Annotated in this window: 20 protein-coding genes; 9 read left to right on the forward strand and 11 right to left on the reverse strand. The window is 68.7% G+C overall.

Annotation, left to right across the window (positions count from 1 at the left end; translation table 11 throughout):
- Positions 1 to 67 precede the first annotated feature (67 nt).
- The 3 genes from gatC to gatB are packed head-to-tail and all read left to right on the forward strand — an operon-like array spanning position 68 to position 3,340.
- The gene (gatC, locus tag AC07PA_RS24035) at positions 68 to 367 is read left to right on the forward strand and encodes an Asp-tRNA(Asn)/Glu-tRNA(Gln) amidotransferase subunit GatC (RefSeq protein ID WP_007858124.1); all 300 of its coding nucleotides are present in this window, start codon (positions 68 to 70) and stop codon (positions 365 to 367) included.
- Positions 368 to 375: 8 nt separating this feature from the next.
- Entirely contained in the window at positions 376 to 1,878 is a 1,503-nt protein-coding gene (gene gatA / locus AC07PA_RS24040) for an Asp-tRNA(Asn)/Glu-tRNA(Gln) amidotransferase subunit GatA (protein ID WP_494609000.1), read from the forward strand.
- A 1-nt stretch (position 1,879) separates the two neighbouring features.
- Entirely contained in the window at positions 1,880 to 3,340 is a 1,461-nt protein-coding gene (gatB, locus tag AC07PA_RS24045) for an Asp-tRNA(Asn)/Glu-tRNA(Gln) amidotransferase subunit GatB (protein ID WP_494608999.1), read from the forward strand.
- Between the two features lie 86 nt (positions 3,341 to 3,426).
- On the opposite strand, the gene AC07PA_RS24050 is transcribed toward gatB, so the two are convergent.
- Positions 3,427 to 4,122, reverse strand: a complete 696-nt coding sequence (locus tag AC07PA_RS24050) for a hypothetical protein (protein WP_007858121.1) — start codon at positions 4,120 to 4,122, stop codon at positions 3,427 to 3,429.
- A gap of 4 nt (positions 4,123 to 4,126) precedes the next feature.
- On the reverse strand, positions 4,127 to 4,825 hold the full coding sequence (gene pyrE, locus AC07PA_RS24055; protein WP_007858120.1) for an orotate phosphoribosyltransferase: 699 nt from the start codon (positions 4,823 to 4,825) through the stop codon (positions 4,127 to 4,129).
- Positions 4,826 to 4,835: 10 nt separating this feature from the next.
- Here pyrE and AC07PA_RS24060 point away from each other — a divergent pair, with 10 nt between their 5' ends.
- Positions 4,836 to 5,639 carry an exodeoxyribonuclease III gene (locus AC07PA_RS24060; protein WP_494608998.1) on the forward strand — a complete coding sequence of 268 codons (804 nt, stop codon included), beginning with the start codon at positions 4,836 to 4,838 and terminating at the stop codon, positions 5,637 to 5,639.
- Positions 5,640 to 5,665: 26 nt separating this feature from the next.
- On the opposite strand, the gene AC07PA_RS24065 is transcribed toward AC07PA_RS24060, so the two are convergent.
- Both AC07PA_RS24065 and AC07PA_RS24070 read right to left on the reverse strand, forming a co-directional pair.
- Entirely contained in the window at positions 5,666 to 7,069 is a 1,404-nt protein-coding gene (locus tag AC07PA_RS24065; RefSeq protein ID WP_494608997.1) for a heavy metal sensor histidine kinase, read from the reverse strand.
- Entirely contained in the window at positions 7,069 to 7,764 is a 696-nt protein-coding gene (locus AC07PA_RS24070) for a heavy metal response regulator transcription factor (protein WP_494608996.1), read from the reverse strand. Before AC07PA_RS24070 ends, AC07PA_RS24065 begins: the two co-directional genes overlap by 1 nt.
- A gap of 133 nt (positions 7,765 to 7,897) precedes the next feature.
- Between AC07PA_RS24070 and AC07PA_RS24075 the strand changes: the two genes are divergently transcribed.
- Positions 7,898 to 8,407, forward strand: coding sequence for a hypothetical protein (locus AC07PA_RS24075; protein ID WP_494608995.1), 510 nt, complete (start codon positions 7,898 to 7,900; stop codon positions 8,405 to 8,407).
- 9 nt (positions 8,408 to 8,416) lie between these two features.
- Here AC07PA_RS24075 and AC07PA_RS24080 read toward each other — a convergent pair whose 3' ends face one another.
- Genes AC07PA_RS24080 through AC07PA_RS24095 form a run of 4 tightly spaced genes read right to left on the reverse strand, consistent with a single transcriptional unit; the run spans position 8,417 to position 12,882 of the window.
- Positions 8,417 to 8,701: a DUF3325 domain-containing protein gene (locus tag AC07PA_RS24080; protein WP_494608994.1), complete on the reverse strand. Its 285-nt coding sequence runs from the start codon at positions 8,699 to 8,701 to the stop codon at positions 8,417 to 8,419.
- Positions 8,701 to 10,353: a PepSY-associated TM helix domain-containing protein gene (locus AC07PA_RS24085; RefSeq protein WP_494608993.1), complete on the reverse strand. Its 1,653-nt coding sequence runs from the start codon at positions 10,351 to 10,353 to the stop codon at positions 8,701 to 8,703. Before AC07PA_RS24085 ends, AC07PA_RS24080 begins: the two co-directional genes overlap by 1 nt.
- On the reverse strand, positions 10,350 to 10,652 hold the full coding sequence (locus AC07PA_RS24090; RefSeq protein ID WP_494609027.1) for a DUF3649 domain-containing protein: 303 nt from the start codon (positions 10,650 to 10,652) through the stop codon (positions 10,350 to 10,352). Before AC07PA_RS24090 ends, AC07PA_RS24085 begins: the two co-directional genes overlap by 4 nt.
- Positions 10,653 to 10,710: 58 nt before the next feature.
- Positions 10,711 to 12,882 (reverse strand): TonB-dependent receptor, encoded by a 2,172-nt coding sequence (locus AC07PA_RS24095; RefSeq protein ID WP_494608992.1) that lies wholly within the window; start codon positions 12,880 to 12,882, stop codon positions 10,711 to 10,713.
- Positions 12,883 to 13,381: 499 nt separating this feature from the next.
- Between AC07PA_RS24095 and AC07PA_RS24100 the strand changes: the two genes are divergently transcribed.
- Both AC07PA_RS24100 and AC07PA_RS24105 read left to right on the forward strand, forming a co-directional pair.
- Positions 13,382 to 13,909: a DUF3016 domain-containing protein gene (locus tag AC07PA_RS24100; RefSeq protein ID WP_494608991.1), complete on the forward strand. Its 528-nt coding sequence runs from the start codon at positions 13,382 to 13,384 to the stop codon at positions 13,907 to 13,909.
- A 73-nt stretch (positions 13,910 to 13,982) separates the two neighbouring features.
- The gene (locus AC07PA_RS24105; RefSeq protein ID WP_007859808.1) at positions 13,983 to 14,621 is read left to right on the forward strand and encodes an MBL fold metallo-hydrolase; all 639 of its coding nucleotides are present in this window, start codon (positions 13,983 to 13,985) and stop codon (positions 14,619 to 14,621) included.
- Positions 14,622 to 14,630: 9 nt separating this feature from the next.
- Here AC07PA_RS24105 and fes read toward each other — a convergent pair whose 3' ends face one another.
- The 3 genes from fes to AC07PA_RS24120 form a co-directional block, all read right to left on the reverse strand.
- Positions 14,631 to 16,205, reverse strand: coding sequence for an enterochelin esterase (gene fes, locus AC07PA_RS24110; protein WP_494608990.1), 1,575 nt, complete (start codon positions 16,203 to 16,205; stop codon positions 14,631 to 14,633).
- A 63-nt stretch (positions 16,206 to 16,268) separates the two neighbouring features.
- Positions 16,269 to 18,443 (reverse strand): TonB-dependent receptor, encoded by a 2,175-nt coding sequence (locus AC07PA_RS24115; RefSeq protein ID WP_494608989.1) that lies wholly within the window; start codon positions 18,441 to 18,443, stop codon positions 16,269 to 16,271.
- 225 nt (positions 18,444 to 18,668) lie between these two features.
- Positions 18,669 to 19,679, reverse strand: a complete 1,011-nt coding sequence (locus AC07PA_RS24120; protein WP_494608988.1) for a helix-turn-helix transcriptional regulator — start codon at positions 19,677 to 19,679, stop codon at positions 18,669 to 18,671.
- 202 nt (positions 19,680 to 19,881) lie between these two features.
- On the opposite strand from AC07PA_RS24120, the gene AC07PA_RS24125 reads away from it, so the two are divergent.
- Complete coding sequence (locus AC07PA_RS24125) at positions 19,882 to 21,051, forward strand: ABC transporter substrate-binding protein (RefSeq protein WP_494608987.1); 1,170 nt, start codon at positions 19,882 to 19,884, stop codon at positions 21,049 to 21,051.
- Positions 21,051 to 21,998 carry an alpha/beta hydrolase gene (locus tag AC07PA_RS24130; RefSeq protein WP_494608986.1) on the forward strand — a complete coding sequence of 316 codons (948 nt, stop codon included), beginning with the start codon at positions 21,051 to 21,053 and terminating at the stop codon, positions 21,996 to 21,998. Before AC07PA_RS24125 ends, AC07PA_RS24130 begins: the two co-directional genes overlap by 1 nt.
- The last annotated feature ends 36 nt before the right edge of the window (positions 21,999 to 22,034 follow it).

Here is a 22,034-nt window from a genome sequence, read left to right on the forward strand (position 1 = left end):
TGAATAACTCCCCTGGCCCCACCCCCCCATTCAGCTTTACATCTGGTTTCCCCCGAATTTTTTCCCTATGGCACTGACATCCCTGGACATCGGTCGAATCGCCAACCTGGCGCGACTGGAATTGAGCGCGAGCGAAAGTGAGCGCATGCTCACGCAACTCAACGGCTTTTTCGGCATCGTCGAGAAAATGAGCGCTGTGGATACCGGGGACCTCACGCCCCTGGCACACCCCGTGGCGGCCATCCAGGCGGTCGCCCTGCGCCTGCGCGACGATGTGGTCAGCGAACCCAACCAGCGCGAGGCCAACCAGCGCAGTGCCCCGGCGGTAGAGCAAGGATTGTTCCTTGTGCCCAAGGTGATCGAGTGAGGCCGGCCATGAGCGACAACAAGACCACCGACCTGCACGACCTGACCGTCACCGCCCTGGCCGCGCAGCTGCGCGAACGCCAGGTTTCCGCCGTGGAAGCGGCCCAGCATTTCCTGGCCCGCGCCAAGGCCCACCAGTCGCTGGGTGCCTACGTGGCGGTCAATGAAGACGCCACGCTGGCCCAGGCCCGCGCGGCCGATGCCCGCATCGCCACGGGCACGGCCGGCACGCTCGAAGGCGTGCCGCTGGCGCACAAGGACATCTTCGTCACGCGCGACTTCCCCAGCACCGCCGGCTCGAAGATGCTCGCGGGCTACCAGTCCCCGTTCGACGCCACCGTGGTGCGCAAGCTGGCCGAAGCCGGCGCCGTGACCCTGGGCAAGCTCAACTGCGACGAATTCGCCATGGGCTCGGCCAACGAGAACTCGGCCGTGGTCCCCGTGGGCTTCGATGCACCCGCCCCGGTGCGCAACCCCTGGGACACCGCGCGCATTCCCGGCGGCTCCTCGGGCGGCAGCGCCGTGGCCGTGGCCGCGCGGCTGGCCCCGGCCGTGACCGGCACGGACACCGGCGGCTCCATCCGCCAGCCGGCCTCGTTCTGCGGCATCACCGGCATCAAGCCCACCTATGGCCGGGCCTCGCGCTACGGCATGATCGCCTTCGCCTCCAGCCTGGACCAGGCCGGCCCCATGGCGCGCACCGCCGAGGACTGCGCGCTGCTGTTGTCCACCATGTGCGGCCCGGACCTGGACCGCGACTCCACCTCGCTGGATGTGCCTGCCGAGGACTACAGCCGCTCGCTGAACGACTCCATCGACGGCCTGCGCATCGGCATCCCGGCCGAGTTCTTCGGCGACGGCCTGGCACCCGACGTGCGCGCCGCAGTGGACGCTGCGCTCAAGGAATACGAGAAGCTCGGCGCGAAGCTGGTGCCCATCCGCCTGCCGCGCACGGAACTCTCGATCCCGGTGTACTACATCATCGCGCCGGCCGAGGCGTCGTCCAACCTGAGCCGTTTCGACGGCGTGAAGTTCGGCCACCGCGCCAAGGACTACGTCGACCTGGTGGACATGTACAAGAAGACCCGCGCCGAAGGCTTCGGCGACGAGGTGAAGCGCCGCATCATGATCGGCACCTACGTGCTCTCGCACGGCTACTACGACGCCTACTACCTCAAGGCCCAGAAGATCCGCCGCATGATCGCCGACGATTTCCAGCAGGCGTTCGCGCAATGCGATGTGATCGCCGGCCCCGTGGCCCCCACCGTGGCCTGGAAGCTGGGCGAGCATGGCGCCGACCCGCTGGCCGACTACCTGGCCGACATCTTCACGCTGCCCGGCTCGCTGGCCGGCCTGCCTGGCATGAGCGTGCCCGCGGGCTTCGGCGAAGGCGGCATGCCCGTGGGCCTGCAGCTGATCGGCAACTACTTCCAGGAAGCGCGCCTGCTCAACGCAGCGCACCGGCTGCAGCAGGCCACCGACTTTCACCTCCGCCAACCCGGAGGTCTGTGACATGACGACAACGACGACCAGCAAATTGATCCGTGGCTACGAGGTCGTGATCGGCTTCGAGACCCACGCCCAGCTCGCCACCGAGAGCAAGATCTTCAGCCGTGCCTCGACGGCCTTCGGTGCCGAGCCCAATACCCAGGCCTGCGCCGTGGACCTGGCCCTGCCCGGCACGCTGCCGGTGATGAACCGCGCCGCGGTGGAATGCGCGATCAAGCTCGGCCTGGCCCTCGGCTCGCACATCGCGCCCGAGAGCATCTTCGCGCGCAAGAACTACTTCTACCCCGACCTGCCCAAGGGCTACCAGATCAGCCAGTTCGAGATCCCCGTGGTGCAGGGCGGCGAGGTGCAGTTCTTCCTCGGCGACGAGAAGAAGACCGTGCGCCTGGTGCGCGCCCACCTCGAAGAGGATGCCGGCAAGTCGCTGCACGAGGACTTCATCGGCCAAAGCGGCATCGACCTGAACCGTGCCGGCACGCCGCTCCTGGAGATCGTGACGGAGCCCGACATGCGCTCCACCGAAGAAGCCGTGGCCTATGCGCGTGAACTGCACAAGATCGTGACCTGGATCGGCATCTGCGACGGCAACATGCAGGAAGGTTCGTTCCGCTGCGATGCCAACGTCTCGGTGCGCAAGCCCGGCGCCCCGCTGGGCACGCGCCGCGAGATCAAGAACCTGAACAGCTTCAAGTTCATGCAGCAGGCCATCGACTACGAGATCCTGTGGCAGATCGAGGAGATCGAGGATGGCCGCACCATCCAGCAGGCCACGGTGCTGTTCAACGACGCCACGGGCGAGACGCGCGCCATGCGCACCAAGGAAGACGCGGCCGACTACCGCTATTTCCCCGACCCGGACCTGCCGCCGCTGCAGATCCCGCGCGAGTGGGTGGATGCGCAGCGCGCACTCATGACCGAACTGCCGCGCACCATGGCCGCGCGTTTCGTGGCCGACTACGGCCTGCCCGAGTACGACGCCACCACGCTGACCCAGAGCAAGGCCATGGCCGCCTACTTCGAGGCAGCGGCCCAGGCCAGCCAGCAGCCCAAGCTGGCCAGCAACTGGATCATGGGCGAGGTCTCGCGCCGCCTGAACGCAGGCGACCTGGCGCTTGACGCATCGCCCGTGACGGCCGCCCAGTTGGGTGCGCTGATCGGCCGCATCGCCGACGGCACGGTGTCCAACAACGCCGCCAAGCAGGTGTTCGAAGCGCTGTGGACCGGCGAGTCCAGCGACGTGGATGCCGTCATCGAGGCCAAGGGCCTCAAGCAGATGAACGACACGGGCGCACTGGAAGGCATCATCGACGAGGTGATTGCGGCCAATGCCGACAACGTCGCGCAGTTCCGCGCGGGCAAGGACAAGGCCTTCAACGCTCTGGTGGGCCAGATCATGAAGGCGAGCAAGGGCAAGGCCAACCCGCAACAGGTCAACGACCTGCTGCGCGCCAAGCTGTCAGGCTGACACCGTCCCGCGGGCACCTTCCTTCCATCCCCTGGAAGGTGTCTGCCCCACGGAACCCCGCCCAGGGTTCCAGGGGTGTTGTAGTTTCAACGTGAGCCGCCGGCGGATGCCGGGGTGGCGGCGCCGGGCACCGCAACGCCCCGCTGCTCGTCCCACAGCTTGCGCAGCTGTGCCAGCTCCACATCGAAGCGCTGGTGCACCCGGCGCTTCTCGTCACCCTGACCGGCAATGAAGCGCTGCTGCTCGGCAACGCTGTCTTCGTTCTCGGCGATCCGCGTGCGCAGCACCATCGGCGCCTTGCTCGGGTCCTTCTTGTAGAACTCCATCTCGGTGTCCAGCGTCTTGCGCTGCTGGCGCAACTCGATGAGGCGCTTTTCTGCCGTGGCAGCGACGTCTTCCACCATCTGGATGGCGGCCTTGCGCTCCACGTCGTGGGCTGCCTTGTCGGGGTAGCGCGCCGTCAAGGCACGCTCGCGGCGGCGCTCCTCCAGGGCACGGGAGCGCTCCTCGGCCTCCTTGCGCTGGCGCGCCTCGACCACCGCACGCTCCTGCTCGGACAGCACCGGGCCGACCTGGCGCCGCACCATGCCCGAGGGGGCCAGCTCTCGCTGCTCGCGGTCCAGGCAGTCGGCAATCGGCCGGTCCGCCGTGAGCTTGCGCCCATTGCGGTCCGTGCAGGTGTAGATACTGCCCACGGGGCCCGTAGGCTGCTGCGCCCACACGGATGCCGTGGCCAGGCCTGCCAATGCCAACTCGCCGATGAGCCACGCCGTCTTGTGCAACTAATTACCCTTCATTCACCCCGTACCGCTCGCGGTATGCGGAAACCCGCTCGTGGTGGGCGCGCATCTCCGCCCCCCCTGTTTGCGATAGGTACAGCAATAAGTCTGCCAGCTTGGCGATAGTACAAACCTTCATTCCAAGCTGCTGGCGCACATACTGCACTGCACTGTGCTCCACGTCCAGTCCATTTTCGGTGGCTTTCTCCTGGCGGTCCAGTGCAATGGCCACGGCATGGGGAGTGGCACCGGCGGCCTGGATAAGGGCGATGGACTCTCGCGCGGCCGTGCCGGCCGACATCACGTCGTCCACGATCAGCACGCGGCCTTGCAGGGGCGCGCCCACCAGGGTGCCGCCTTCACCATGGTCCTTGGCCTCCTTGCGGTTGTAGGCAAAGGGCACATTGCGCCCATGGCGCGCCAGCTCCACCGCCACGGTGGCGGCCAGCGGGATGCCCTTGTAGGCGGGCCCGAACACCATGTCGAACTCGATGCCGCTGGCGATCAGGGCTTTTGCATAGAATTCGGCCAGGCGCCCCATCTTGCTGCCATCGTCGAACAGGCCTGCATTGAAGAAATAAGGACTCAGGCGCCCGGCCTTGGTCTTGAATTCCCCAAAGCGCAGCACCCCCGATTCGACGGCAAACCGCACAAAGTCCTGCGCCAACTGGCCCTGATCCGGGCCCTGGCTACCTACATCTACCATGGGAAATTCCTTGTTCAATTTGACCAGCCTCAACCTCAATGGCATCCGGTCCGCCACCACCAAGGGGGTGGAAAGCTGGATGGCTGCCACACGGCCAGATTGTATTTGCGTGCAGGAAGTCAAGGCGCAGGCCGCCGACATTGCCACACGCTTCGAGCGCCTGGCCGAGATGGACGGCCACTTCCACTACGCCCAGAAGAAGGGCTACTCGGGCGTGGGCATCTACACCCGCCACCTGCCCAGCGACGTGGTCGTGGGCTACGGCTCGACCGAGTTCGATGCCGAAGGCCGCTACCTCGAACTGCGCTTTGACACCCCTGCGCGCAAGCTGTCCATCATCAGCGCCTATTTCCCGAGCGGCTCCTCGGGCGAGGAGCGCCAGCTCGCCAAGTACCGCTTTCTCGCCGAGTTCCATCCCCACCTCATGAAGCTCAAGGGCGAGCGCGAGTTCATCCTGTGCGGCGACATCAACATCGCGCACCAGCAGATCGACCTCAAGAACTGGCGCAGCAACCAGAAAAACAGCGGTTTCCTGCCCGAAGAACGGGCCTGGATGACAAAGTTGTTGCACACAACTGATGAAGGCGGCGGCCTGATCGACGTTTACCGTCAGTTACAACCGACCACCACCGACACCGCGTACACATGGTGGAGCAACCGCGGCCAGGCCTATGCCAACAACGTGGGCTGGCGCCTGGACTACCACCTGGCCACCCCGGCGATGGCAGCGCTGGCGCGCACCGAGGCCATCTACAAGGACGTGAAGTTCTCGGACCACGCGCCCATCACCATCGGCTACGACTTCACGATGTGAGCCCGCGGGGTGTGCCGGCGATCCGCTCAGCGCGGGAACCGCAGTTCGAAACGGATCGTGCCCGGTGCCGGGCAAGACGCCCGGACCTCGCCCCCATGCAGGTCCATGATGGCCTTGACGATCGCCAGGCCCAGGCCGCTGGACTCCGCGGGGCGGTCGTGCACGGCCTCGGCCCGGTAGAAGCGGTCGAAGAGCCGCTCCATCTGCGCGGGCGGAATCGGCAGGCCCTGGTTCTCCACCACCATCGTTGAGGCACCCTCCTCCTCGGAGGCCGCCAGGCGGACCACGGTTCCGGGCGTGCTGTAGCGCACCGCATTGACCACCAGGTTGTGCAGCGCGCGCAGGGCGAGCGGCGGGTTCACGCGGGCCATGCCACCGGCCTGCACCACGAAGCGCAAGCCCGCCTCGTCGGCCGGGCCCTCGAAGTAGTCGGCGATGCGCTGCAGCTCGGCCGCCATGTCCATGGGCGTGCGCTCGATCTGCAGCGTGGCATGGTCGGCCTGGGCCAGGAACAGAATGTCGTCGACGGTGCGGCGCAGGCGGTTCAGCTCCTCCAGGTTGGATTCGAGCACCTGCCGGTATTCCTCGGGGCTGCGGGTGCGGCTGAGCGCCACCTGCGTCTGCCCGATCACGGCACCGACCGGCGTGCGGATCTCGTGTGCCAGATCGGCCGAGAACTGCGACAGCCGGCCATAGCCGGTGGCGATGCGGTCCAGCATGGCATTGAACACCGCCACCATCTGCTGCAGCTCCAGCGGCGCATCGTATTCGGGCAAGCGGATCGCCAGGTTGATCGGGTCGATCAGCGAGGCCTGCGCCGCCACCCGGTGCAGCGGCCTCAGGCCATGGCGCAGCACCCAGTAGACCAGCAGCGAACAGGCGAGCACGGCCAGGAAGGTGCTGAACAGCACCTGGTCGCGGCTGCGCCGGATCATCTGCATCTCGCTGGCCAGCGCATGCCCCGCCAGCACCTCCACCATCCGCCCGTCGTGGCCTGAGCGCGCCGCGCCCGCGGCCCAGTGCATGCGGGGCACGCCCGGGGTCTCGCTGTGGCACACATCGGCCCGCGCCAGCGGCCTGTCGGCGGCGGCGGGTACGGCACAGGCCGGCGGCGCCACCTGGCCCGGGTTGACTTCGACCAGCGGCCCCTCGCCCGTGCGGCGCAGGACGAAGACATCGCCCGAACTGCCCGACAGGGCCTCGAGCAGCATCGCCTGGTCGCGCAGCTCCTGCACGCTGCGCGCATCGCCGAGCAGGCGGCGCAACCGCTCCACCCGCATGATCAGCTGCTCGTCGGCATGGGCGAGGATGGCGCTGCGTGCGGCAAAGAAGTAGTTGCCGCCCAGCATGCCGGTGACCGACACCGCGATCAAGCCGCACAGCAGGGTCACGCGCACGGCCAGCGAGCGGGGTAACCAGCGCGCCACCATCAATCACCACTCCCGGTCGGGTCCGAGGGCAGGTCGCCAAAGGCATAGCCGACATGGCGCACGGTGTGGATCAGCGGCGCGGCAAACGGCTTGTCGACCTTGGCACGCAGGCGCTTGACCGCAACGTCGACGACATTGGTGTCGCTGTCGAAATTCATGTTCCACACCTCGGAGGCGATCAGCGTGCGCGGCAGCGCCTCGCCCTGCCGCTTCACGAGCAGGTGCAGCAGCAGAAACTCCTTGTTCGAGAGGGCGATCTCCGCCCCTTCGCGGGTCACCTTGCGCCGCAGCACGTCCAGGCGCAGGCCCGCCACCTCGTACACATCGGCTTCGCGGGCCGGCCCCCGCCGCAGCAGGGTGCGGATGCGCAGCACCAGCTCGGTGAACGAGAACGGTTTCACGAGGTAGTCGTCGGCGCCGAGTTCCAGCCCGCGAATGCGGTCGCTCAGCTGGTCGCGCGCCGTGAGGAACAGCACACGCAGCTCACCCTTCTCGCGCAGCGCCGGCATGATCTGCCAGCCATCGATGCCCGGCAGGCTGACATCCAGCACCACCAGGTCGTAGGCATGGGCCAGCGCCATGCGCAGGCCGTCGGTACCCGTGCGCGCCAGGTCCACGCTGTAGCCGCTCTCGCGCAGGCCCTTCTTCAGGTAGCCCCCCGTCTTGGGGTCGTCCTCGATGACCAGGATCTTCATGCCATCGATTCTCGGGCAAAGCCACGCGGTGGGCGGCGCATGACAGCTTTGTCATGCACTTGTCACCCCTGCCCGGGGCGCGCAATCCTAGACTGCCCCATCACCAGAGAACCCCACCACGAGACCCTTTTCCATGCCCAATCCCCTCTCCCTCCTTGGCATCGCCCACACCGCCATCAGCCTCGTGCCGCTGGGCGCGGCGCTCTACAGCTTTGCCCGCTTCGGCGGCATCGATCCAGCGACCCGCCCCGGCCGCGTGTACCTGGTGGGCCTGGTGCTCTCGGTGCTCACGGCCTTCGGCCTGTCGAGCACCGGGGGGTTCAACGCCGGGCATGCGCTGGGCATCCTGGCGCTGCTCGCAGTCTTCGGCGCCTGGCTGGCACCGAAACTGTCGTTCCTCGGGCGGGCCAGCGCCTATCTGGCAACCTTGGGATGGTCGTTCAGCGTCTTTCTGCTGCTGGTGCCCGGCATCAACGAGACGCTGACGCGCCTGCCGCCCGCCCAGCCGCTGGCATCCGGACCGGACTCCCCCCTCGTGCGCGGCGCGCTGCTCGCATGGCTCGGGGTCTTTGCCATCGGCTACATAGCCCAGGCGCTTATGCTGCGCGCGCGCCGGCGTGCCGAAACGGCGGTGCGCCGCTGAACGGTCCCCTCAGCGCCGGCCGCGCCTGCGGCTGTGCACGATCAACGCACCCAGCACGATGCCGGCCGCCAGGCTGGTGTGGCCGCTGTAGCTCACCAGCCCCATGCCCCAGCCCTGGGCCTGCACGATGATGGCCAGCGCCAGGACCAGCGCGCCCCAGCCCAGCAGGCGCCACAGCCGGGTAGCGCGCACGGGCAGTGGCTGGCCGAACAGGTCGTCCTGCTGGCGTTCGGTGCCCAGCGCCAGCGCCGCGAACGCGACGAGGCAGACCAGGAAGGTGGCTGCGTGGGCCATCAGGCACCTTCCTTGGCCATGGCTGCGCTGGCGGGCACGTTGGACGCCGCGGGCGCGCGCGCCGCACGGCGCTTGGGCCCCTGGTGGCGCGCCGTGCGCACCGCCAGCCACACATGCAGGCCGGCCAGCACCCAGAGCATGAGCTCGAAGCCGGCGAACACCCAGTCCCCCTGGGCCAGGCTGCGCCACAGCGGCCGCTCGGTGGTCAGTGCGCTGACCACGGGCAGCAGCGCCAGCGCCGCTGCGCCGACCCAGAACTGCTCGATCCAGGCGCGGCGCGAAGGGCGCAGCATGGCGTGCGCCAGCGTCAGCGCCCAGACGATGAAGAACACGTGTACCTCCCAGGCGGTGCGCTCGGCCATGCCCTGCGGCAACAGGCGGTTGCCCCAGAGGAAGCCGGCCATCGCGATGGACAGGCCCGCGATGCTGGCGATGTTGAGCTTCTCCACCAGGCGGAAGCCGAAATGCGGCCGCTCCGGGTTGCCCAGCTTCTGGCGGCGCTTGACGGTCCACATCACCAGGCCCGTGCCCACCATGGCCGTTCCGGCCAGGCTCACGATGAAGTACAACCAGCGCATGTGCAGGTCGGAAAAGCGCCCCAGGTGCAGCGAGTACAGCACGCCGCGCGTTTCGGCCGCGGGGCCCACGCCCTCCTTGACCTCCAGCAGCTTGCCGCTCACGCCGTCGAACAGCATGTACTGCGGGCTCATGGAGACCCGGCCTTCCTCGCCACGCGTGACGCTCACGCGCGCGGCAGCGTCGCCCGCATTGGTGGCGGTGACGCGGCCCACGTTGCCCTCGCCCCAGCGGGCCTGGGCCTGGCGCACCATCTCGTCCACCGGCGCCAGCGCTGCCGGTTGGCCCGTGGCCTTGCCGGGCTGGATGAAAGCGCTGAGCTGGGAGGTCATTTCCTGCTTCTGCGCCGGTGTCTTGTACACCGCCTGCTCGCCGAACGGCATGTACAACGCCATCAGCGTGACCAGGCCGGTGTAGGTGATCATGAAGTGGAACGGCAGCCCGAACACCGACAGCGCGTTGTGCGCATCCAGCCACGAGCGCTGGCCCTTGCCCCAGCGGAAGGTGAAGAAGTCGGTGAAGATCTTCTTGTGCGTGATGACCCCGCTGACGATGGCCACCAGCATGAACATGGCGCAGAAGCCCGCGAGCCAGCGGCCCCAGAGGACGGGCATGTAGTGGAACTGGAAGTGGAAGCGGTAGAAGAACTCCCCACCCACGGTTTCGCGCGAAGCCACCTTCTCACCGGTCAGCGGGTCGAAATTGGCGCTGCCGAAGTTGCGCCCATTCGCCGCCGGGCCATGGCCGCGCGGCAGGCGCCAGAAGCTGTCCACCGTGGTGTAGCGCTCGTCGGGCAGGCGCATGCTCCACTGCGGCGCATTGGGCACCAGCGCGATGAGCTGGTTGGCGATGCGCTGGGCCGACTCGGCCGCATCGGGCACCACCGCACGGTGCGGCAGTTCGGGCCGCATCCACTGCGAGATCTCGTCCTTGAAGTAGCTCACAGTACCCGTGAGGAACATCGCATACAGGAACCAGCCGCACAGCAGGCCGGCCCAGGTATGCAGGTCCGACATGGTCTGGCGGATGCCCGGTGCCTTGGGCTCGTCATCCGGTACGTCGTTGTGGGTCGTCATCGGGAAGCTCCTGCAGAGGACCACACGGTCCATGCGGCCAGCAGCAGCGGCAATGCCACCACCACCAGCCCGGCCCAGGCGCGCCAGGCGCTGCGCACGGCAAACACCCAGATCACCGCGCATGTGTAGATCGCGAAGCTGGCCAGCATGCCCGTGATCACGGCCTGGGGCCGGGCCATGGGCAGGGCCAGCACGGCCACGCTGAACAGCGCCGCCAGCACATAGCCGCCGCCGATGGCCGCCACGATGCGCGACACCAGCGGCCCGGCGCGCCAGATACCGCGCAGCACGGCCATCATGGGGCGCACTGCAGCGCCCCGGACAGTGTGGACTTGCGTCATGTCAGGGTTCGGTGCCTCAGAAGTCCACAGCGGCCGACAGCATCAGCGTGCGGGGCGCGCCCACGGTCACGTAGTTGCTGATGACCCAGTAGTTCTTGTCGGACACGTTCTCCAGGTTGGCGCGCAGCACCAGGGGCTTGCCAGCCACGTTGGTGGCGTAGCGGGCACCGATGTCCAGGCGCGTCCAGGCGGGCACGCGCAGGCGGTTGGTGGCGTCGGCGTACATGCCGGAGGTGTTGATCACCCGGCCGTTCACGCTCAGGCCCTGCAGCGGCGTGTCCCAGTCCAGGCCCAGGTTGAAGGTGCGGTCGGGCACGCCGGCCGCATCGTTGCCCTGGTTCACGCCACCGGCAGTGCGCGTGAGCTTGGCATTGTTGAACGAGGCGCTGGCCATGGCACGCAGGCCGCGCTGCACTTCGCCGTAGGCTGTCAGTTCCAGGCCGCGGTTGCGCTGCTCGCCGCCAAAGCTGTAGCGGTTGGTGGCCGGGTCGGTCAGGGCGCTCGGGCGCTTGATCTGGTAGACGGCGGCCTGGGTGGTCAGCTGGCCCCAGTCGACCTTCACGCCGATTTCGTTCTGCTTGGACTTCTGCGGTGCGAAGGTCTCGCCCGCGTTGGCCGTGCCCGGGCCGGCCGTGCCGCCACGGGTCAGGCCAGCGGTGTAGTTGGTGTAGACCGAGATGTTCTTCGTCGGCTTGATCACCAGGCCCGCCAGCGGCGTCACGGCGCTGGCCTTGTAGTAGCTGGTGCCCGCGCCGGTGTTGACGTTGAAGCTGCCCTGCTCGATGGTCTGGTCACGCACGCCCAGCGTCAGCAGGTAGCGGCCGCTGTCGAAGGACATGGTGTCGGCCAGCGCCAGGCTGTGCTGCTTGAGCTCGCTGCTCTTGCTGGGGTTGCCACGCGGGAAGTTGATGGTCGGCAGCGGCGCGGGGTTGTAGATGTTGGACGGGGCGTAGGTGCTGGTCAGCTGGTAGAAGTAGCCGATCTCCTGGTCCAGGTAGTTCGTGGCCAGGGCCACGGTGTGGCCGATGCCGCCGGTCTGGAACTTGGTGCGCAGGCCCACGTCGGCCGAAGACGTCTTGTTGTAGGCGTCGTAGTAGCCGTTGGCCACCGTGAAGTTGCCCAGGCCGTCGACGCGCAGCCCGGCGGTCGGGAAATGCTGCTCGTTGGTGTTGTGGGTGTAGCCCACGCCACCGTACACGGTGGTGCTGTCGTTGAGGTCGTACTCCAGGCGCGACATCACGGTGCGCATGTCGTCCGTGAGGTCGGCGCCGGGGTAGATGCTGGTGCGGTTGTCCGGTGCCGCAGGCATTTGCGTGACACCGGCGCGGAAGGCCGTCTGGGGGCGGAACTGCCGGGTCCTGCCCTCGGTGGCGAAGGCGTCCAGCGACCAGCGCAGGCGGCCGCCGGCATAGTCCACGCCCAGCGCTGCCACGTCGGCGCGCTGGCGGCCTCCATCCACATTGCCTTCGCCATTGCGCACCAGCGCGTTGGCACGCACGCCCCACTGGTTGTCCTCGCCGAAGCGGCGGCCCACGTCCACGTGCGCGCCGAACTGGGCCTTGCCCATGTAGGTGGTGGTCAGGCGGGTCAGCGGCGTATCGGCCGCGCGCTTGGTCACCAGGTTGATGCTGCCGCCCACGCTGCCGCCGGGGCCCACGCCGTTGGTCAGGGCGCCAGGGCCCTTGAGCACTTCCACGCGCTCGATCATTTCCAGCGGAATGCGGGTGGATGGGCTCAGGCCGAACAGGCCGTTCAGGCTCACATCGGTGTTGGACACCGTGAGGCCGCGCACCTGGAAGTCATCGCCATAGCCGCCACGCGCCTGCAGCGAGCGCACCGATGCGTCGTTCATCACCACGTCGGCCACCGTCAGCGCCTGCTGGTTCTGGATCAGCTCGTTGGTGTAGTTGGTGGTGCTGAACGGCACGTTCATCTGGTCGGTCTTGCCCAGGATGCCCAGGTCGCCACCGCGCGCGAACTGGCCGCCGTGGTAGGTCTTCTGCAGGCCGCCGATGGCCTCGGCCTGCTCGCGCACCTTGACTTCGTCCAGCGTGGTGCCGGAGGTGCTGGTCTGCGCCGCCACGCCCACAGCGGCCACGGTCAGGCCGGCGCCCAGGCATTGGCGCACCAGCAGGGCCAGGGGATGGGGGGTGAAGCGCTGGGACGCTCGGGGGGTCGTGGATTGCATGGTGTGGGCCGAGATAGAGAAATACAGGAAAAGACGAGCGAAAGCCCGGCCGTGGCCGGGTCGGTTTCATGGGGGGAAGTCGTACAACCGGGGGCACCGCGAGGGCCAGCCGGTCGCATTCGCTGAAACAAATCAGAACGACAACTATTCGCATTTTAATTTAGCACCCTCCGGACGGCTAGGTTCGACTCTGTAAAGCCCATCAGCGGCCCCTCTTCACCGGGCCGGGAAAACCCGAATCGGCCGCAAGGCGCGAACGGTTGCTACAAAATTCGCAGCAAAGTAGTTATCAATCTGTTGCATCACTGCAACGAAAACGGGCCTTCCAGGGCACACGCCGCCCCGCAATTGCGCACCTTCCCATCCTCAGCCGGGTCCCCCATCCGCCGCTTTCCAGCCGGATGTCGGAGGACCGGCGCCCCCACCCCCTCCCCTATTCCCCCGCGGGGAACCCAGGTCTCCATCCGTCGTCATACTCACCACGATGGAGGAACCCACCATGCTGCTGCAGCACCGACAACGCCCTTCCCGCCTGCTGATGCTGGCCGCCTGCTGCATCGCCGCCGGCACGGCCACCGCCCCCGCGTTCGCGGGCACCGCCAGCGTCGCCTTCATCGCGCCGGAAAAGTACACCGATGCCAGCTACGCCCCCCCCGTGGCCAATGAATCCGACCGCGCCCAGGTGCTGCGTGACCTGGAGCAGCACCTGCAGCGACTGGCCACTCGGGGCCTGGCGCCCACCGACACCCTCAAGGTCGAGGTGCTGGACATCGACCTGGCCGGCCACTTCCCGCCCTTGGGCGTGGGCGGCTCCGACCTGCGCGTGGTCACCGACATCACGGGGCCGCGCATCAGGCTGCGCTACAGCCTGGTGCGCGATGGCAGCGCGCCTGTTTCCGGCGGCGAAGAGGTGCTCAGCGACCTGAACTTCATGGTGCCCAGCAACCGCTATTCGAGCGGGGACCGGTTGCGGTACGAGAAGGCGCTGCTGGACCGGTGGTTCGAGAAGCGGTTTGGCAAGCTGTAGCCGCCAAGGCGTGCGCGGCAGGCACTGGCCGGAGCGTGGTCGATGTCTAATACCGACCAAAGAAATCCCACCCATGCTCCACTACCTCACCGTTCCCGTCACCGCCTTCCAGCAGAACAGCTCCATCCTCTGGTGCGACGCCACGCACAAAGCCACCATCGTCGACCCCGGCGGTGACCTCGACCTGCTGCTGGCCGAGGTGGAGCGCCTGGGCCTCACGCTCGACCAGATCTGGCTGACCCACGCCCACATCGACCATGCGGGCGGCACGGGCGAGCTGGCCGAGCGGCTGTCGCTGCCCATCGTGGGGCCGCACCCCGGCGACCAGTTCTGGATCGATGCGCTGCCGCAGCAAAGCGCGATGTTCGGCTTTCCGCCGGCGCAGCATTTCACGCCCACGCGCTGGCTGGCCGATGGCGACACCGTGCAGATCGGCAACGAGACCCTGCACGTGCGCCACTGCCCGGGGCACACGCCCGGCCACGTGGTGTTCCATGCGCCGCAGATCGACCGCGCCTTCGTGGGCGACGTGCTGTTCGCGGGCAGCATCGGGCGCACGGATTTCCCGCAGGGCAACCACCAGGACCTGATCGACAGCATCACCGGGCGCCTGTGGCCCATGGGCGACCAGACGGTGTTCATTCCCGGCCACGGGCCCGAGAGCACCTTCGGCCGCGAACGCAAGAGCAACCCCTACGTGGGTGGAACCTGATCGAGACCGCTACTCGGCGGCCGCCTTGCCCAGCAGTGCGGTGAGCCCGGTGGCCAGGGTGCCGCGCCAGTGCAGGTAGTCGTGCCCGGCTGCGTATTCGCGGTGCTGCACGCGGTAGCCCTTGGCACGCAGCACGTCGCGCAGGTGGCGCGTGGATTCGAGGATGCCGACCTGGCCCGTGCGGCCGCCCTCGAACAGGCCGGCCTCCAGGTAGAAGCGAACGGGCTTCACGGGAGCCTGCACGTAGTCGCGCGTGAGCGATGAGGGTTCCTGCCCCGGCGCATTCCACCAGAACGAGCCGGACTGGCTGTACACGTTGCCGAACCACTCGGGGTGCTGCAGCCCCAGGTAGGCAGCCGCCAGCCCGCCGTAGCTGGCGCCTGCGACCACGGTGCGCGCGGGCCCGGCAGCCACGCCCTGGCTGCGGGCCCAGGGCATGAGCTCGGTGGCCAGGAAGCGGGCGAACGCCGGGTTGGGCGGCAGTTCGTCACCGCGCGCCTGGCGACTGGGGTTGCTGATGAGGATGGCGGCCATGGGCGGCAGCTCGCCGGCCGCGATCAGGTTGTCGAGGATGGTGGGGGTGGGCACCTCTTTCTGGTAGGTGTCGCCATCGAACAGCACCAGCAGCGCATTGCCGCTCGCACCCGGTTGCCAGCCCGCAGGGCGGTACAGCGCGACATCGCGGGTATTGCCCAGGGCCTGGCTGGTGATGCGGTGCGCCTGGACCGTGCCCTTGGGCACGCCGGGCCGCTCGGCCACCCAGGGCTGGGGTGGCGCGTCGGGCAATTCGAACACGGATTCGCCCGCGAAGGTGTCGATAGGCCGGTCCGGGAAGCTGCGCGCATTGAACGGGTCGCGCTGGGCCGTGGCCAGGATGGCGCGGCGGCGCACCATGGGCGAGGCATTGAGCTCGGGCACGTCGGGCGCGAGCTTGTAGCCCAGGCGCGTGCCGGCCGGCACGCGGTAGCTGCGGTACCAGACGTCCGATGTGCCCAGGCGCGAGAGCTGCTCGTGGTTGCCCGAGGGCGCGCCGAACAGCCAGGCATTGCGCTGCGCGCCACGCCATACGAAGGTGACGCGCACCGAGCCGTCCTTGGCGGGCTCGGCGTCGGCCTCCACCAGGGGCGCGCCGCGCCCCTGCACCTCGGCCCAGAAAGCATCGGTGCTGCCGCCTGCCGCCAGGGACTGCTGCAGCGCGCGGATGCGCGGGCTGTCGATGCCCTCGGGCGGGGGCACCTGCTGGGCGCGGGTGACAACCTCGGTCACGCGCAGGCCATAGCTGCCGGCCACGGGCGCGCGCACCTCCAGGGCATAGGGCGGTTTGGTTCCGGCGACGAAGACGAACTCCTGCAGCTCCCCCACGCCCGTGGCCAGCACACGCTCGCGCTTGCCCTCGGCGTTGGTGAGCACCAGGCGCATGCTGGCGCCGGTGAGGCTGCCACGCACCATGTCGCCGGGCTGGGCCGTGATGCCATGGGCGCGCGTGGTCATGGCGGCGAGCGAGCCCTGCACCTGCCCGCCGGGGCCGAGCGGCGCGTCCGCCGACGCGTACGCAGCGACTGGAACCGTCAGCAACGCGCCCACCAGGACACACGCCGCTGCCTCCCCCCTAGCCCAGAAAAATCGCCCCATGCAAAGACTCCTCTTTTAAAAATCGAACGCTGCCGACAGGCGCACCGCGCGCGGTGCACCCACGTTCACGCGGCCTGCGCCCCAGATGCTGTCGTAGTAGGCCTTGTTGGCCACATTGGTGACCGTGGCGCGCAGCACCACGGGCTGGGCGCCGACGCGCAGGGCATAGCGGGCGCCCACGTCCAGCGTGGTCCAGCCCGGCAGCTTGACGCTGTTGTCGCCCGTGAGCCATTGGGCACCCGTGTGGTTCACGCGGCCCGAGACAGCCAGGCCCTGCACGCCGGGGATGGCCCAGTCGGCGCCCAGGTTCAGCGTGAGCTTGGGCACGCCGAACTGGGCCAGGCCCTGGTTCACGCCCCGGGTGGTCTTGGTCTGCTTGGCTTCGGTGTAGGCCACGCCACCCAGCAGGCTCAGGCCCTGGGCCACCTGGCCGAAGATGTTCCACTCCACGCCGCGGTTGCGCTGTTCGCCGTCGAGCAGCTGGCGGTTGTTGGCTTCGAGCAGTGCGGGCTTGCTGATCTGGAACAGGCTCACGGTCTGCGTGATGCCGCCCGTGATCCACTTCACGCCCACCTCCATCTGTTGGGTCTTGTAGGGCTTGAAGGTCTCGCCCTCGTTGGCGTAGGGCGCCTTCACCGTGGTGCCGGCGCTCAGGCCTTCCACGTAGTTGCCGTACAGCGAGACGTTCTCGCCCCAGGGCTTGGCGACCACGCCCACCAGCGGGGTCACGGCGGTTTCGTTGTACCGGGCGAGCTTCTGGTTCACCTGCTGGGCGCGCAGGCCCAGGGTGAGCTGCAGCTTGTCCTCGGCGAACGACAGGGTGTCCACCAGGCTCAGGCCGGTGAGCACATCGTCGTTGTACTTGGTGAAGGTGGACGCGGCGGCCCCCGCAGGCATGGTGATGGGCGTGGGGTTGAAGATGTTGCTGGTGATGTTGGCCGTGCCGTTGCCGCGGCTGCCGCCCTCGTAGTCGAGCACATTGGCCGCCAGCGTGAGCTTGTGCGCCACGGCGCCGGTGTTGAATTGGCCGCGCAGGCCCAGCTCGGCCGTGGTGGTCTCGTACTCGCCCCAGGAGTTGTAGGCCGTGCCCGTGACATTGCCGGTAGCGGCGTTGGCCATGGTCCACACGGGGCGGGTGCCGAAGATGAAGCCGTCGTATGAATGGTTGGCCCGGCCGGCGGAGGCAAAGGCCGTCCACCCGACGTTGAGCTGTGCTTGGCCGCGCACGATCAGGCCCTGGGTCTCGGTGTTGCTGAACACGCCTTCGCCGTAGAAGAAGTTGGTGGAGCCATCGGGTGCGCGCGGCACCGTGGTCCAGCCGGTGATGATGGGCTGCATGGTCACGCCCTTGCGCACCTTGTTGGCCAGCGAGTAGGCGTCGGCCTCCACGCTCCAGCCAGGGCCCTGGTAGTCCAGCGCCAGGTGGCCGATCTCGCGTTTCTTGGTCTGGTGGTCGAGCCAGGTCTCGCCGCCCGAGAGCACGCCGTTGACGCGCACGCCCAGGCGCTGCTCGGGGCCGAAGCGGCGCGCCACGTCGGCATGCACGCCCACGTTGGATTGGGTGGAGTACGTGGTGGTCACGCGGGTCAGCGGGTCCTTGCCGGCGCGCTTGGGCACCAGGTTGATGGCGCCGCCCACATCGCCTGCGGGCGGCAGGCCCATCATCATGGCGCCGGGGCCCTTGAGCACTTCCACGCGCTCGAACATTTCGGTGGGGGTGTTCTGCTCGGGTGCCAGGCCGTACACGCCGTTGATGGCCAGGGAGTTGGCCGACACGCCGAAGCCGCGGATGATGAAGTTCTCCACCACGTGGCCTTCATTGGTCGTCATGCGCACGGAAGGGTCGTTCTTGAGCACCGCGCCAATGGTCTGGGCTTGCTGGTCGGCAATGCCTTCGGCCGTGTAGGCGGTGGTGTTGAACGGCGTGTCCATCACGCCCACATTGCCCAGGATCCCCAGGCGCGCACCCTTGGCGACCTGGCCGCCGGGCGCTGCGGCAGGCAGGCTCTCCGGGGATTCAGGGGCGGCGTTCACGGTCACCTCCTTGAGCGAGGGCGCCGTGGTGGCCTGCTGGGCCATGGCCGCACCGCTGCCCGCGAGCAGGGTCCACGCGCAGGCCTGGGCGATCTGGCGCAGGGCAAAGGGCTGGGCTTGGAAAGTGCCCCGGGTCGGGCGGCGTGTGGTGTGCATTGGTGGTCCTGGAAAGAAGCATGGAAGACGAAGAACCAGGCCCCACCGGAGGCCGAGAGAAAGCGGAATGATTGCGATTCACCCCCTGGGCCGCACCGGCGCACTGGGGGCGCGGCGGCCGTGGAATCCGGCAGGCAACCTGGTTGCAAGTTGTGCCGACGATGATTCCACGCGGCCTGCACGCCCGTGTTTGCGCGGGCAACAAAGATGTTTGCCGCAGCGCCCTCAAACCCGGCCACGCGCGAGCTTGGGCGGCATGCCGAAACGCTTGCGGTAGGCCGTGGCAAAGTTGGCTGCGCTGTTGTAGCCCGCCACCAGGGCCGCCTGCGCGACCGAGAATCCATCGCGCTCCAGCGCCTGGCGCGCGCGCTGCAGGCGCGATTCGCGCACGAAGTCGAACACCGTGGTGCCGTACACCGCCTTGAAGTGCCGCTGCAGGGTGTTGGCATTGGTGCCGGCCTGGCGCGCCAGCGCATCGAGCGACAGGTCCATGGCGCCTTCGGTCTGCAAAAAGGCGTGCAGGTCGCGCATGCGCCGGTGTTCGTGCGGCAGCAGGCGCAGGGCCGGGGGCATGGGCGCCGGGGCCGGCACGGGGGCCGGTGCCGGGCCGCTGGCATGCTGGTCCAGGCTGCCCAAGGCCTCGCCCACCAGCTCCAGCGCCCGGCTTTCCAGGTACAGGTGCAACAGCAGCGGGCTCAGGTCGGGCGCGCGGGTGATCTGCTCGGCCAGCGCGGTGATGCGCGCCGAGGGCTGCCAGTGGTGCATGGCCAGGTGCTGGCGGCGAAAGTCGTCGATGGCGTCGGACGCCGATGGCCCGGCCACCTGCTCCAGCCACTCGGCCCCCAGGCCTACGCTCACCCGCCGGGCATAGGAGCCACCGCGCGCACGGCGCTCGAAGCGCTCGGGCTGCGCCACCGACACCATCAGGGCGCGCGGCAGGCCGGGACCCGGCGCGCGTGCGCGCTGCGGCACGGCGTAGTCGGCCAGGCTGGACAAGGCCACCCGGCGCGGGCCATAGCTCACGTCGACCGAGCCTTCGAGCAGCACGACGATGCGCAGGCCGGCCTCCATGTCGCCGCTGGCGCGGAAGTCCTGCGCGTCGGCCACGTCATCGGCGTGCAGGTGCAGGCCCGGACGCAGCACGTGCAGGCGCTTCAGATGGCGCTGCAGCGATGCCTGCATGCCTGCGGACGCAGGCGCCGCAGACGTGACGTTCAACGGGCTGACAACGGACATGGGCGGTCGGGTGAAAAAGAAGGGGGGACAGGGGCGCGGACGCGGGCCGCTGGCGCAAAGGTTTTTCTTTGCGGGGCAAACACGGCGGGCCCGCGGGCATGGGATGCTAGCAAGCTGTCACAATAAATGCAAATGATTCTCAATAGTGAAGTTTCTCATCCTGGGACATTTCTGCCACGTTTGCACTGACTGACCGCCGACCATGCCCCTCCTCTTCCTGCGCGCCGCGGCGCTGTTCGCCTTTTCCGGCCTTTTCTCGCTGCTGGTGCTGTGGTGCCCGCCCCTGCACGCGCAGCCAGCCGCTGGCGCCACCCAGACCGTGACCGACCTGGCCGGCCGCAGCGTCAAGCTGCCGGCCAAGGTGGAGCGCATCCTGCTGGGTGAAGGCCGCTTGCTGCCCGCCCTGGCCGTGTTCGAGCGCGACGACCCGGCCCGCCGCCTGGTGGGAATGATGGGCGACTACGAGAGCCTGGACGAGGCCGGCTACGCACAGTGGCGCAGCCGCTTTCCGCAGATCGACAAGGTGCCGCGCGTGGGCCGCAACAGCAGCGGCAGCTTCAGCGACGAGCAGGCCATCGCGCTGCGCCCGCAGGTCGCCATCCTGGGCCTGGCGGGCGGCCACGGCCCGAGCAAGAACGACCGCGAGACCCTGGCACGGCTGGAAGCCGCCGGCGTGGCCGTGGTGTTCATCGACTTCCGCCACGACCCGCTCAAGAACACGGTGCGCAGCATGGAGCTCTTGGGCGCGGTGCTGGGCAAGCGCAAGGAGGCCGACGAGTTCGTGGCCTTCTGGCGCGCCCAGCTCGAGCGCGTGGAGTCGCGCCTGCGCAATGCGCCGGCCAGCACCCGCCACCCCACGGTGTTCCTGGAGAACCGCGTGGGCCTGTCCGACGAGTGCTGCGCCACCATGGTGGGCCTGGTCGGCCTGCTCATGGATGCGGGCGGCGCGAACAATGTGGCGCGCGGCCTGATCCCCGGCGAGCACGGCACGCTGAACCCCGAGTTCCTGATCGCCACGCAGCCGCAGCTGTACATCGGCACGGGCATCGGCAGCATGGCCACGGTGCAGAAGTCGCCGCTGCGCATCGTGCTCGGCGCCGACGCCACGCCCGAGGCCGCGCGCGCCTCGCTGGTGCGCGCCACGCAGCGCCGCGGCATCGCCCAGTTGCAGGCCGTGCAGCAGCCGGGCCGCGCCCACGCCATCTGGCACCACTACTACAACTCGCCCTTCAACGTGGTCGCAGTGCAGGTGTTCGCCAAGTGGCAGCACCCCGAGCTGTTCGCCGACCTGGACCCGCGCGAGACGCTGCAGGCGATGTTCCAGCGCTTCCAGCCCATCCCGCTGACCGGCGTGTACTGGACCAGCCTCTGATGGTGGGCGCCGATCCCCTGCACTGCAGCGCCCGCCGCGCGCTGCTGGCCACGGGCGCCAGCCTGTGGCTGGCCGGCTGCACCACCGCGCCACCGCAGCCCGGCCAGCTGCTGCAGGCGCCCGCCGTGCAATTGCCCGGCACGCACCAGATGGACCTGCGCGACCCCGTGAGCGGCCACACCTGGCGCATCTGGGTGCAGCGCCCTGCCGGGCCGGCCCCGGCCACGGGCCACCCGGTGTTGTACCTGCTGGACGGCAATGCCTCGTTCGCGCTGGCCGCGCAGCTGGCGCGCAATGGCGCGGGCCGGCCCGGCGAGCTGCGCACCGACGCGGCCATCGTGGTCGGCATTGGCCACCCGGGCGATGCGACCATCCACCCCGCCGAGCGCCAGCGCGACTACACGCCGCCCGCGCCCGGCGGCAGTGCCACGGCCCAGGCGGGCGGGGCCGAGGTACTGCTCGATTTCATCGCGCGCGAGCTGCAGCCGCGCGTGGCGGCCGCCCTGCCGGTGGACCCGCAGCGTCAGACGCTCAGCGGACACTCGTTCGGCGGCCTGCTGGTGCTGCATGCGCTGTTCACGCGGCCCACCCAGTTCACCCGCTATGCGGCGACGAGCCCCTCGGTGTGGTGGAACAACGGCCAGGTGATGGGCACGGCCGAGCGCTTCGTGCAGGCCCATGCCGGCGCGCCGCGCCCCTTCCGTGCGCAGTTGCAGTTGCGCATCGGCAGCCTGGAGACGGCCGAGGCCGCCGCCACCCCGGCCCGCGCCGCGGTGCAGCGCGAGCGGCGCATGCTGGAACGCACGCAGGCGCTGGCTGCGCAGCTCAGGGCGCTGCAGTGGCCCGAGCTCGCGGTGCAGATGGAAGTGCTGGCCGGCGAGGACCATGGCAGCGTGATGGCGCCCGCGTTGATCGACGCGCTGGCCCTGGCCCAGCAACCGCGCTGAGCCCCCTTGGCGTTCGACCCCCTCCAAACAGTGAAT

Source organism: Acidovorax sp. GW821-FHT09B03, from assembly GCF_059418305.1.

Coding starts and splice junctions, on each gene's coding strand:
- AC07PA_RS24090 (WP_494609027.1), bottom strand. CDS start 10,652: ATGATGGCCGTGCTGCGCGGTATCTGGCGCGCCGGGCCGCTGGTGTCG.
- AC07PA_RS24115 (WP_494608989.1), bottom strand. CDS start 18,443: ATGCACACCACACGCCGCCCGACCCGGGGCACTTTCCAAGCCCAGCCC.
- AC07PA_RS24105 (WP_007859808.1), top strand. CDS start 13,983: ATGCTCCACTACCTCACCGTTCCCGTCACCGCCTTCCAGCAGAACAGC.
- AC07PA_RS24080 (WP_494608994.1), bottom strand. CDS start 8,701: ATGGCCCACGCAGCCACCTTCCTGGTCTGCCTCGTCGCGTTCGCGGCG.
- AC07PA_RS24075 (WP_494608995.1), top strand. CDS start 7,898: ATGCCCAATCCCCTCTCCCTCCTTGGCATCGCCCACACCGCCATCAGC.
- AC07PA_RS24125 (WP_494608987.1), top strand. CDS start 19,882: ATGCCCCTCCTCTTCCTGCGCGCCGCGGCGCTGTTCGCCTTTTCCGGC.
- pyrE (WP_007858120.1), bottom strand. CDS start 4,825: ATGGTAGATGTAGGTAGCCAGGGCCCGGATCAGGGCCAGTTGGCGCAG.
- AC07PA_RS24070 (WP_494608996.1), bottom strand. CDS start 7,764: ATGAAGATCCTGGTCATCGAGGACGACCCCAAGACGGGGGGCTACCTG.
- AC07PA_RS24065 (WP_494608997.1), bottom strand. CDS start 7,069: ATGGTGGCGCGCTGGTTACCCCGCTCGCTGGCCGTGCGCGTGACCCTG.
- AC07PA_RS24085 (WP_494608993.1), bottom strand. CDS start 10,353: ATGACGACCCACAACGACGTACCGGATGACGAGCCCAAGGCACCGGGC.
- AC07PA_RS24100 (WP_494608991.1), top strand. CDS start 13,382: ATGCTGCTGCAGCACCGACAACGCCCTTCCCGCCTGCTGATGCTGGCC.
- AC07PA_RS24120 (WP_494608988.1), bottom strand. CDS start 19,679: ATGTCCGTTGTCAGCCCGTTGAACGTCACGTCTGCGGCGCCTGCGTCC.
- AC07PA_RS24130 (WP_494608986.1), top strand. CDS start 21,051: ATGGTGGGCGCCGATCCCCTGCACTGCAGCGCCCGCCGCGCGCTGCTG.
- gatB (WP_494608999.1), top strand. CDS start 1,880: ATGACGACAACGACGACCAGCAAATTGATCCGTGGCTACGAGGTCGTG.
- gatC (WP_007858124.1), top strand. CDS start 68: ATGGCACTGACATCCCTGGACATCGGTCGAATCGCCAACCTGGCGCGA.
- gatA (WP_494609000.1), top strand. CDS start 376: ATGAGCGACAACAAGACCACCGACCTGCACGACCTGACCGTCACCGCC.
- AC07PA_RS24095 (WP_494608992.1), bottom strand. CDS start 12,882: ATGCAATCCACGACCCCCCGAGCGTCCCAGCGCTTCACCCCCCATCCC.